At 65.6% G+C, this 11,510-nt stretch carries 11 protein-coding genes; all 11 read left to right on the top strand.

What is annotated here, in order from left to right:
- Positions 1–73 precede the first annotated feature (73 nt).
- The 11 genes from U873_RS0123390 to U873_RS0123340 all read left to right on the top strand — a co-directional run bounded on the left by U873_RS0123390 (position 74) and on the right by U873_RS0123340 (position 11,484).
- The gene (locus U873_RS0123390) at positions 74–1,288 is read left to right on the top strand and encodes a bifunctional cobalt-precorrin-7 (C(5))-methyltransferase/cobalt-precorrin-6B (C(15))-methyltransferase (protein ID WP_025130550.1); all 1,215 of its coding nucleotides are present in this window, start codon (positions 74–76) and stop codon (positions 1,286–1,288) included.
- A 90-nt stretch (positions 1,289–1,378) separates the two neighbouring features.
- On the top strand, positions 1,379–2,476 hold the full coding sequence (locus U873_RS0123385) for a cobalt-precorrin-5B (C(1))-methyltransferase (protein WP_025130549.1): 1,098 nt from the start codon (positions 1,379–1,381) through the stop codon (positions 2,474–2,476).
- The gene (locus U873_RS0123380; protein WP_025130548.1) at positions 2,473–3,201 is read left to right on the top strand and encodes a cobalt-precorrin-6A reductase; all 729 of its coding nucleotides are present in this window, start codon (positions 2,473–2,475) and stop codon (positions 3,199–3,201) included. The genes U873_RS0123385 and U873_RS0123380 overlap by 4 nt, the downstream gene beginning before the upstream one ends.
- A gap of 182 nt (positions 3,202–3,383) precedes the next feature.
- A complete protein-coding gene (locus U873_RS0123375; protein ID WP_025130547.1) occupies positions 3,384–3,686 on the top strand; it encodes a type II toxin-antitoxin system RelE/ParE family toxin in 303 nt (100 codons plus the stop codon).
- Positions 3,687–3,689: 3 nt separating this feature from the next.
- Positions 3,690–3,980, top strand: a complete 291-nt coding sequence (locus U873_RS0123370; protein ID WP_025130546.1) for an addiction module antidote protein — start codon at positions 3,690–3,692, stop codon at positions 3,978–3,980.
- A 100-nt stretch (positions 3,981–4,080) separates the two neighbouring features.
- The gene (locus tag U873_RS0123365; RefSeq protein WP_025130545.1) at positions 4,081–4,479 is read left to right on the top strand and encodes a DUF2946 domain-containing protein; all 399 of its coding nucleotides are present in this window, start codon (positions 4,081–4,083) and stop codon (positions 4,477–4,479) included.
- Positions 4,480–4,528: 49 nt separating this feature from the next.
- Positions 4,529–5,023 (top strand): copper chaperone PCu(A)C, encoded by a 495-nt coding sequence (locus tag U873_RS0123360; protein WP_029978591.1) that lies wholly within the window; start codon positions 4,529–4,531, stop codon positions 5,021–5,023.
- 55 nt (positions 5,024–5,078) lie between these two features.
- Positions 5,079–5,489 carry a DUF2946 domain-containing protein gene (locus tag U873_RS0123355; protein WP_025130543.1) on the top strand — a complete coding sequence of 137 codons (411 nt, stop codon included), beginning with the start codon at positions 5,079–5,081 and terminating at the stop codon, positions 5,487–5,489.
- A gap of 88 nt (positions 5,490–5,577) precedes the next feature.
- Positions 5,578–7,710, top strand: a complete 2,133-nt coding sequence (locus tag U873_RS0123350; RefSeq protein ID WP_025130542.1) for a TonB-dependent copper receptor — start codon at positions 5,578–5,580, stop codon at positions 7,708–7,710.
- A 109-nt stretch (positions 7,711–7,819) separates the two neighbouring features.
- Positions 7,820–9,202: a PepSY domain-containing protein gene (locus tag U873_RS0123345; protein WP_025130541.1), complete on the top strand. Its 1,383-nt coding sequence runs from the start codon at positions 7,820–7,822 to the stop codon at positions 9,200–9,202.
- 152 nt (positions 9,203–9,354) lie between these two features.
- Entirely contained in the window at positions 9,355–11,484 is a 2,130-nt protein-coding gene (locus U873_RS0123340; protein ID WP_025130540.1) for a TonB-dependent siderophore receptor, read from the top strand.
- Positions 11,485–11,510 lie beyond the last annotated feature (26 nt).

Genomic DNA, 11,510 nt, shown 5'->3' with positions numbered 1-11,510 from the left:
CGCGGTATTATGCCTGCTTTGTCCGAAGGCATGAAAAGCTTGCCCATCGGAACCTTCGGTTTGAGGAAATTAGATGTCGCCCTGGCTGACAGTAGTGGGAATCGGTGAAGACGGCTTCAAGGGCCTGGGCAGGAATGCCCGTCATGCCTTGCTCGGCGCTTCGCGGATCGTGGGCGGCCAGCGCCAGCTGGATCTGCTGCCCGCGTGCATCCGCGGCGAGCGCCAGCTGTGGCCCAGCCCGTTTTCCCTGGAGCCGGTACTGAGTCAGCGCGGGGCACCGGTCTGTGTGCTGGCCAGCGGCGATCCGATGCTGTTCGGTGTCGGTGCCAGCCTGGCGCGCCAACTGCCCGTGGAAGAGCTGCAGGTGCTGCCCTTTCCTTCCTCCTACTCCCTGGCCGCCGCCCGCCTGGGCTGGCCATTGCAGGAAGTGACCAGCCTGTCGGTGGTGGCGCGGCCGATCGCCGCGCTCAATGCCCAACTGTCCAGCGGTGTGCGCCTGCTGGTGCTGAGCAATGACGGCCACAGCCCGGCGGCCATCGCTGCCCTGTTGCGCGAGCGCGGCTTCGGCCCGAGCCGGATCAGCGTGCTGGAGCACCTGGGCGGCCCCCTGGAGCGCCGTATCGACGGCAGCGCCCACGATTGGAGCGACCCACCGATTGCCGACCTCAACCTGCTGGCCATCGAGTGTCGGGCCGAGGCAGGTGCGCCGCGCCTGTCGCGCCTGGCCGGCCTGCCGGATTCGGCCTTTCGCCATGACGGCCAGTTGACCAAGCGGGACGTGCGCGCCATCACCCTGGCCCGCCTTGCGCCGGTGCCCGGTGAGCTGCTCTGGGACGTGGGCGCCGGCAGCGGCTCCATCGGCATCGAATGGATGCGCGCCCATCCCAGCTGCCGGGCCCTGGCCATCGAGGCCGATGACGGCCGCCAGCAACTGATCGAATACAACCGCGATGCCCTCGGGGTGCCCGGGCTGCAACTGATCCGCGGCAGCGCGCCCCAGGCCCTGGCCGGACTGGAACGCCCGGACGCGGTGTTCATCGGTGGCGGCGTGACCCGTGAAGGCGTCTTGCAGACCTGCTGGGAACAGCTCAAGCCCGGCGGACGCCTGGTGGCCAACGCGGTGACCCTGCAAAGTGAAATGACCCTGGCGCACTGGCGCGACCGGCACGGTGGCGAACTGACCCGCATCCATGTTGCCCAGGCCCAGCCCCTGGGCGAATTCGACACCTGGCGCCAGGCCCTGCCGATCACCCTGCTGGACCTGTGCAAACCCCTGGATGCGTCATGAGTACTGCAGGCCCGGGACGCCCCGCGAAAACACTCTGGAGCAGGGCGTCATCCCTAGCGCCAGCAGGCTCGTTGCCACAGGAGCCAGGGCATGCGTGACGAAACCGCAGAACAGCCCGCGCCCCTGCGCAGCGGCCTGACCACCGGCAGCTGCGCCACCGCCACCAGCCTCGCGGCGGCTCGCCTGTTGCTGGGGGGCGTCGACGCGGACGCGGTGGATATCATCCTGCCCAAGGGCAAGCAGGTGCAGATGCGCCTGGAGTTCTGCCGTCACATTGAGGACGGCGCGGAAGCGGGCACCCTCAAGGACGCCGGGGATGATCCGGACGTGACCCACGGCGCGCTGTTGTATTCCCAGGTCCGCCTGACGCCTGAGCCGGGAATCCGCTTCGTCGCCGGCCAAGGCGTGGGGACCGTGACCCGCCCAGGCCTGGTCCTGGCCGTAGGGGAACCGGCGATCAACCCGGTGCCGCGCAAGATGATCACTGAACACCTGTTGAGCCTGGCCGAAGAGCGGGCCTATCACGGTGGCTTCGAGGTCACGGTGAATGTCCGCGACGGCGAGGCCTTGGCCCTGAAAACCATGAACCCGCGCCTGGGGATCCTCGGGGGGCTGTCGATTCTCGGCACCAGCGGCATCGTCCGGCCTTTTTCCTGTTCGGCCTACATCGCCTCGATCCACCAGGGCATCGACGTGGCCAAGACCAATGGCTACCTGCACATTGCCGCCTGCACCGGCAACGCCAGCGAAGACACCATGCGCCGCGTCTACGGCTTGCCGGAAATCGCCCTGATCGAAATGGGCGACTTTGTCGGCGCCGTGCTCAAGCACCTGCGCAAAGTGCCTGTGGACAAGCTCAGCCTGTGCGGCGGTTTCGGCAAGATCAGCAAGCTGGCCGCCGGGCACATGGACCTGCACAGCCGTCACTCCAGCATCGACCTGGGGCAACTGGCCGAATGGGCTGCGCAAGAGGGCGCCGATCCGGCCCTGCAACAGGCCATTCGCGAGGCCAATACCAGCCAGCAGGCGCTGGCCATGGCCAGCGCCGCCGGGGTGGCCCTGGGGGCCGCGGTGTGCCGGCACGCCCTGGCATTCGCCCGCAGCGTGGTGCCGTCCCAGGTCCAGGTGGAGGTCTTTGCCATCGATCGCCAGGGCGGCATTGTCGGCCATGCTGGAGCCTTTTCATGACTCGCATCCTGCTCCTGGGTGGAGTCACTGAAGCCCTGGCCATCGCCCGTACCCTGGGCCCGCAGCATATCTACAGCCTGGCCGGCATCGGCCGGGTACCCCGCGACCTGGACTGTCAGGTACGGGTCGGGGGCTACGGCGGCGCCGATGGCCTGGCGGCGTTTATTCGCGAAGAACGGATCGGCCTGCTGCTCGATGCCACCCATCCCTATGCCGCCCGGATCAGTGCCAATGCAGTGGCCGCCGCGCGCCTCAGCAACACAGCTTGCTGGGCCTTGCGGCGTCCGGCCTGGCAACCGCAACCCGGGGATGACTGGCGTGAGGTCGCTGATTGGGGGCAACTGGTGGACGCCCTCGACGAATTCAAACGGCCGCTGTTCACCCTGGGCCGCGAACCCTTGCAGCACCTGGACGAGATTCCTGCAGGGCAGTTCTGGACCCTGCGTGCACTGGAAGCCTGTGCGGGCAATGAACGCTGCGAAGTGATCGGTGCTCGCGGCCCCTTTCTGATCGAGGACGAGCGCGCCCTGTTCGAGCGCCGGCAAATCGATGTACTGATCAGCAAGAACAGCGGTAGCAGCGCCACCGAGCCGAAGTTGGAAGTGGCCCGCGAGCGTGCAATACCGGTGCTGGTACTCAAGCGTCCGGAGCTGCCCGAGGCCGATCGAGTGTTCAGCAGCGTCACCGAACTGCTGACCGCGATGCACTCACAGTACACAGCCTGACAGACAAAAACGTCTCGCCTCACCCTCACAGGCGACCCCCCTGACAGCGCCGCCTTGGCCCATGCCTTAGCCTCCCTGGACAACCTCAGTGACGCCGATACGGCACAAGACCGATCGTCACGTTATTGAGCATCAAGCTGGCAAATGGGTTGCCAGTCAGTATCCCAAGGAATACAGTCGCTATGTTGATCTTCGAGCAGACTCGGGAGTTCACTCGCTGGCTCCTCCACCTGAACGACCCTCAGGCAAAGACTCGCGTACTGGCCAGGGTGAGGGCCGCGCAACTGGGGCACTTCGGAGACTGCGAGCCCGTCGGCGAGGGCGTGCATGAAATGCGCATCCATCGCGGTCCCGGCTACCGGGTGTACTTCTCCCGTCGAGGCAAACGGATCTACCTGCTGTTGATCGGTGGCGACAAGTCCACCCAGAAACGCGACATCCAACAGGCCAGGCAACTGGCCCACGACCTCATGAGCGAGGGCTGAAACATGCGCACCCCAGTGACCCGCTTCGACGCGGCGGAGTACCTCAAGACCCCTGAAGACATGGTTGCCTACCTCGAGGCCTGCTTCGAGGAAGACACCGGCGACGGCGTGCTGATCCGTGCCGCCCTCAACGACATCGCCCGGGCCCGCGGCATGACCCAGGTCGCACGGGCTACCGGGCTGGGCCGCGAAAGCCTGTACAAGGCCCTGGGCAGCCAGGGCAATCCCGAGTTCGCGACTATCATCAAGGTCATGAAGGCACTGGGGCTGAAACTCCACGTCGGCCTGGCTTGACCGGGCACTGCGACACCACACCGCACACAGTGTTTTTTTACTTATCCACAGCGATCAGGCTAAATACCCGCCTGATCGCTCAACCGACGGATCGCCCACCATGTCCCGACAACGGCTCGCATTTGCCTGGATCGCCTGCTTCGCAGTGCTGTTCAACATGCTTGCCATGCCGCTTTCCGGGGCCATGCAGCGCAGCGATTCAGGGGTCGACGAGCAACTGCTGTGGGGCAGCTTCTGCTCTTCCACCGGTACCAAGCTGGTGGCCATCTCCCTGGGCAAGCTTGAACAGAAAGCCCCGCAGAACGACGATCACTCGAATATGCAGCACTGTTGGTGCTGCTCCGGCTCCGCCCCGCTGGTGGCGCTGCCCGGGCATGTCCCACAGCTGTATTTCAAGCGCTTCCAGGCCCAGCCGGGCATCCCCCAGCCGCCGTTCGAATGGCTCAGCCTGCGCCAGCAGTGGCCGAGCCTGAACCCCGGGGCCCCGCCTCTGGCATGATTCCCTTTCGCAAGTGATCTGCGTTTTTGAATCGTTCTGGAGAACTGCCATGTCCACATCTTCCCTGGTCAAGCAATCCCTGCTGCTGGCCGCCCTGCTGCTGCCTGCCTGCTTCGCCACCGCCCACGACTACAAGGCCGGCGAGTTGCAGATCGCCCATCCCTGGTCCCAGGAACTGCCGCCGAATGCGCCGACCGTCGCGGCCTACTTCGTGGTGCACAATCCGGGCAAGACTGCCGACACCCTGCTCAGCGTCGACACGCCGATCGCCGGCAAGGCCGAGCTGCATGAACACGTGATGCAGGGCGACCTGATGAAGATGCAACAGGTGCCCACAGTCGCCGTACCCGCCGGGGGCGAGGTGACCTTTGCGCCCATGGGTTACCACGTGATGCTGCTGGAGCTCAAAGACCGCAGCCTGCTCAGCGATGGCAAGCGCTTCCCGCTGACCCTGCACTTCGAGAAGGCCGGTAACGTCACCGTCGAAGTCGCAGTGCAAAAACAGGCACCGGACAACACGCACGAGCACCAGCACGCCCAGTAAGCACTGACCGGCCTCTACCGTGAACGCCCCGCTCAGGCCTGGCGTCAGGCACCCTGTGTCGCGTCGAGACTCACTCCGAGTCCGCCGCGGCAGCTGGATCAGCCTGTTCGCCATGCTGATGATCTTTATCGGCCCGCTGATTTCCCAGTCGATGCCGATGGATCACGCGATGCCGATGAACATGTCCGCTTCGATGGACATGGGCAGCGGCGCGCCCGCCTGCCACGACGAGCCCCCCAGCCACGGCGAGCATGGCAAGCCCCAGGGCGAACAGCATGTGCTCTGGGAAAAATGTGGCTACTGCAGCCTGCTGTTCAATTGCCCGGCGTTGCCCTCGGGCCTGTCGTTCGCCGCCCTGTCGGCGCCTCCCACCCAGTCGTTCCTGATCCCCGCCACGCGCCTGGGCCACGCCCGGCAGACCGTGTTCCCCGGCGCCCTGACCCGCGCCCCACCGATCCCCAGCTGAGTCGCTAGCTCATCTCACACGGCCGGCTGTCAACGCGACAGACGCGTATTGCTGGCCGTGTCATTCAAGACCGATCGATGGAACAACTATGTTTTCTGCTGACACTCGCCTGGGCGTTGCCCAGCCACTCCAGTGCTTTGCCCTGAACCCTTCGCGCCAGCGTTTCACCAGCGCCATCGCTATGCTCTGCGGCGTCCTGCTCACGCCACTGGCATTGGCCGAAGACGCCATGGACCACTCCCGGCACACCAGCACCGAGCTGAGCCCGACGGTAATCACCGCCATCGCCCCCAGCTCGCCCCTGACCGTGGTCACCAACCCCAAGGACCCGCGCCAGCCGGTGCCGGCCAGTGACGGCGGCGACTACCTGAAGACCATTCCCGGCTTCGCCCTGGTGCGCAACGGCGGCACCAACGGTGATCCGGTATTGCGCGGCATGTTCGGTTCGCGTCTGAACATCCTCACCAACGGCGGCATGATGCTCGGCGCCTGCCCCGGCCGCATGGATGCCCCGACCTCCTACATTTCCCCGGAAACCTACGACAAGCTGACCGTGATCAAGGGCCCGCAGACCGTGCTCTGGGGCCCGGGCGCCTCGGCCGGCACGGTGCTCTTCGAGCGTGAGCCGGAACACTTCGGCGAACTCGGCACCCGGGTCAATGCCAGCCTGCTGGCCGGCTCCAACGGGCGCTTCGACAAGACTCTGGACGCCGCTGCCGGTGGCCCCCTGGGTTATGTGCGGGTGATCGGCAACACCGCCCACGCCGACGACTACCGCGACGGCAACAACGACACCGTGGCCTCGCGCTACGACAAGTGGAACGGTGACGTGGCCCTGGGCTGGACCCCGGACGCCGACACCCTGCTGGAGCTCACCGCCGGCAAGGGCGATGGCGAGGCCCGCTATGCCGGGCGTGGCATGGACGGCTCGCAGTTCAAGCGTGAAAGCCTGGGCCTGCGCTTCGAGAAATCCAACATCGGCGACGTTCTCGACAAGGTCGAGGCCCAGGTCTACTACAACTACGCCGACCACGTGATGGACAACTACAGCCTGCGCACCCCGTCCGGCACCGGGATGATGGCCGGCCCCATGGCCTCCAACGTCGACCGTCGGACCCTTGGAGCACGGATCAAGGCCACTTGGCGCTGGGCCGATGTGCAGTTGATCAGCGGCCTGGACGCCCAGACCAACGAACACCGCAACCGCGCCAGCAGCGGCATCGACACCTACAAGCAATTGCCCCGCACCAAGGATGCGGATTTCCACAACTACGGGGCGTTCAGTGAGCTGACCTGGTACGCCGCCGAGCGTGACCGCCTGATCACCGGTGCGCGCCTGGACCGCGCTTCAGCCAAGGACTACCGGCAGAGCATCGGCTCGGGAATGATGAGCCGCCCCAACCCCACCGCCGGCGACACCCGCGCCGACACCCTGCCCAGCGGCTTCGTGCGCTACGAGCATGACCTGGCCGACAGCCCGACCACGCTCTATGTCGGCCTTGGCCACACCCAGCGCTTCCCCGACTACTGGGAGCTGTTCTCGCCGAAAATGGGCCCGGCGGGCTCAGTGAACGCCTTCGATTCGATCAAGCCGGAAAAGACCACCCAGCTCGACTTCGGCCTGCAATACCAGGGTGAAGACCTGGAAGCCTGGGCCTCGGGCTACCTCGGCCAGGTACGCGACTACATCCTCTTCGATTACAGTTCTGCGATGGGCGGCATGAGCATGTCCCGGGCCGAGAACATCGACGCGCGGATCATGGGCGGCGAACTGGGGGCGGCCTACAAGCTGACCTCCAACTGGAAAGCCGATGCGACCCTGGCCTACGCCTGGGGCAAGAACAGCAGCGACGGCAAGGCCCTGCCGCAGATGCCGCCGCTGGATGCGCGCTTCGGCCTGACCTACAGCGAGGACGACTGGAGCGCCGGAGCCCTGTGGCGCGTGGTCGCCGCGCAGAACCGGGTGGACCTGAACAAAGGCAATGTGGTCGGCAAGGACTTCGGCAAGAGCGGCGGCTTCGGCGTGTTCTCCCTCAACGGCGCCTACCGGGTGACCAAGAACCTCAAGCTCAGCACCGGGGTCGACAACCTGTTCGGCAAGGCCTACGCCGAGCACCTGAACCTGGCGGGCAATGCCGGTTTCGGCTACCCGGCGACCGACCCACAGGCGATCAAGGAACCGGGGCGCACGCTCTGGACCAAGGTTGACCTGAGCTTCTGACCCCCCAACGCCAGCGGCCGGCTCCTGGTTCAGGGGCCGGCCTGCCGGCTACCAGGCCGCCATCGGCGCCTCATAAAAACAGATCCACAGCCCTGCGGAGCGTTCCTCGATGAATCGACCCAAAGTGTCGTTCTACAACCTGGCCTGGCGTTGGCATTTCTACGCTGGGCTGTTCGTCGCCCCCTTCATGGTGATGCTGGCCCTGACCGGCATCGTCTACCTGTTCAAGCCGCAGCTGGACCCGCTGATGTACTCCAGCCTGCTCAAGGTGCCCGCCAGCCACCACAGCCTCAGCGCCGATGAGCTGTTGCAGCGGGTGCAAACGGCCTACCCCCAGGGCCATATCAAGCAGTACCTACCCCCTGTGGACGCCGAGCGCAGCGCGCAGTTCGTGGTGCAGCACAAAGGCCAGGAACTCAATGTGTTCATCGACCCCTACCACGGCGACGTGCTTGGCGAGCAGGATGCCAAGGGCAACCTGCAGGCCATGGCCCGGGCCATTCATGGCGAGCTGATGATCGGCACCGTGGGGGATCGGTTGGTGGAGCTGGCCGCGAGCTGGGGCATTGTCCTGGTGGTCTCGGGCCTGTACCTGTGGTGGCCGCGGGGCAAGTCTTCGGCCGGGGTTCTCTGGCCACGCTGGGGCGCTCGCGGCCGCCTGTTCTGGCGTGACCTGCACGGCGTGCTGGGTTTCTGGGGCTCGGCCTTCTTGCTGCTGATGCTGCTCAGCGGCATGACCTGGACCGGCTTCTGGGGCAAGCAGTACGCCAACCTGTGGAACCGCTTCCCGGCGGCCATGTGGAACGACGTGCCGACCTCCGACCAGCAGGCTGGCGAGCTCAATAGCGCCAGCCGCCAGACCGTGCCCTGGGCCCTGGAAAACACCCCGATGCCGATGTCCGGCGACCACGCCGAGCACATGGCCCACAACGCTGGCAATGCAGCACCGGCCGCCCCCGCCATCAGCCTGCAGGCGGTGCAGGACATCGCCCGCCAGCGCCAGGTCGAAGCGGGCTACAGCATCACCCTGCCGAGCACTGCGACAGGGGTATTCACCATCGCCGTGTTCGCCGACGACCCGCGCCACGACGCCACCCTGCACGTCGACCAGTACAGCGCCAAGGTGCTCGCCGATGTGCGCTGGAAGGACTACAGCAACGTCGCCCGGGCCACCGAGCTGGGGGTGATGCTGCACGAAGGCAAGATGTTCGGCCGCTTCAACCAGATTCTGGTGCTGGTGGTGTGCCTGATGATCCTGCTCGGCGCCGTGAGCGGCATCGTCATGTGGTGGCAACGTCGCCCCCAGGGTCGGCTCGGCGTACCGCCATTGCGCCACGACCTGCCGCGCTGGAAAACCGCGATGCTGGTCATCGGCCTGCTGGCCCTGGCCTTCCCGCTGGTGGGGGCTTCGCTGATCGTGGTGTGGTTGCTGGACCGCTTGCTGCTGTCACGTTGGAACCGTGATCCTGAATCCGCCTCATCTTCAACATGAGTCAGGCGAGATGCGCATTCCAGAGGGCTCGATACAATCCGCGCGCTTCAGTTGCGCACCACCATAATGTTACTTTATAACAATTAGTGTAAGATCCTCGCCCGCAGTCCCCGCTGCGGGCAACCCTCTGGAAGAAGTGATTCACCGTCCCGATGAACAAGTACCTGCTGCCCAGCCTCTGCCTGATGGCCCTGCCTTCCCTGGCCCAGGCCGACGACTCCGCCCTGACCCTGCCCACCGGCACCATCTCCGCCCCAGCCAGCGAGGCCGACGGCAGCGTCAGCCTGAAGACCCCCACCAGCGCCGGTTCGCGCCTGGGCCTGAGCGCCCTGGAAACCCCAGCCAGCACCGACAGCCTGAGTGGCGAGCGGATCCGCGCCCGGGGCGATCGCAGCATCCAGGACGCGGTATCGCGCAGCGCCGGCATCAGCCGCACCGGCACCCCGGGCGACGGCGGCACGTCGCTGTCGGCACGGGGCTTTACCGGGCAGAGCTCGGTGATGCAGCTGTATGACGGCAACCGCATGTACACCGGCATGGGCACCGTGACCTTCCCGGTGGACACCTGGGCGGTGGAGCGGGTCGACGTGCTGCGCGGCCCGGCCTCGGTGCTGTACGGCGAAGGCGCCACCGGTGCGGTGATCAACACCATTGCGAAAAAGCCGTTCAGCGGCGAAATCGAAAACCACCTGCGCCTGGGCTACGGCTCCTACGACCGCCAGCAGCAGGCCCTGGACAGCGGCGGTTCCCTGAGCGACACCCTGAGCTACCGACTCAACCTCAACCGCGAACGCAGCAACGGCTGGATCGACCGAGGCGATTCCTCCGCCGACTTCGTCAGCGCCGCCCTGCGCTGGCAGGCCCGTGACGACCTGGCCTTCACCCTGGCCCACGACTACGGCGACCAGAAGCCGATGAACTATTTCGGCACGCCGCTGATCGATGGGCGCTTTCACAACAGCCTGCGGGACAAGAACTACAACGTGCGCAACGACCAGCAGCACTACAACGACCAGTGGACCCGCCTGACCAGCGAATGGCAGATTTCCGACAACCTCAGTGCCAGCAACGAGCTGTACTACCTCAAGGCTCAGCGCCGCTGGCAGAACGCCGAGAACTACAACTTCAACCGCCTGGACCGGCAGCTGACCCGCAGCGGCAACTTCGGTATTGGCCACCAGCAGGAACAGGTTGGCGACCGCCAGACCTTCACCTTCAAGCACACCGTGTTCGGCCTCGACAGCCAGACCCTGACCGGAGTCGACTACAACCGCATCCGCTTCCACATGAAGAGCAACTCGCCCTTCACCGACTACTTTACCGACGGCCAGCCGGTGGATCTGTACCACCCGGCCCCGGGTGACTTCGCCAGCGACAGCCCCTACCGCGACCAGTTCAAGACCACCACCAAGCAGATGTCGGTGTTCGCCGAAAACCGCCTGCAGCTCAGTGAGCGCTGGTCCCTGGTGACCGGTGTGCGCCGCGACTACGTGCATATTGATCGCGATGACCTGGTCAAGAACGAGCGTGACGACAAGACCCTCACCGGCAACAACTGGAAGGCCGGGCTGGTGTTCGCCGTCACTGCGGATACATCTGTGTACGGCCAGTACTCCACCAGCACCGACGGGGTCGGCGGGCTGATTTCCCTGAGCAAGAGCCAGCAGCAATTCGACCTGTCCAGCGCCAGGCAGACCGAGATCGGCCTCAAGCAGATGTTCTGGGACCAGCGCGGCGAATGGACCCTGGCGGCCTACCACATCGTCAAGAAGAAGCTGCTGACCGATGTCCCGGGCGACCCGGACCTGAAACAGCAAGTGGGCCAGCAATCCTCCAACGGCCTGGAGGCCAGCCTGGACCTGCAACTGCCCCGCGCCTGGCAACTGCAAGCCAACGCCGCCATCGTTCGCGCCCAATACGATGACTTCCAGCAGGACGTCGACGGCGTGCAAGTCTCCCGCGATGGCAAGCGCCCGGTGGACGTACCGCGCCGCACCGCCAACCTGTGGCTGAGCAAGGCCATCAACGATGACCTGCGAGCCGGCGCCGGGGTGCGCTACGTGGACGCACGCTACGCCGACATGGCCAATCAGAACCAACTGCCCAGCTACACCGTGGTCGATGCCAGCCTGTCGTGGAAGGCCCTGCCCAATACCACCCTGGGCCTGCAATTGAACAATCTGTTTGACCGCCAGTACGCGCAAAGCCAATACAATGACGGCCAGCAGTGGATACTCGGCGAGCCACGCTCGTTGTTCGTCACCGCTGACTACACCTTTTAACCTCACCTGCGGCCACCGCGCAGGGA

Source organism: Pseudomonas sp. PH1b, from assembly GCF_000633395.1.
In the GTDB taxonomy this organism is placed as follows: domain Bacteria; phylum Pseudomonadota; class Gammaproteobacteria; order Pseudomonadales; family Pseudomonadaceae; genus Aquipseudomonas.
This window is presented reverse-complemented; position numbering and strand designations above follow the sequence as displayed.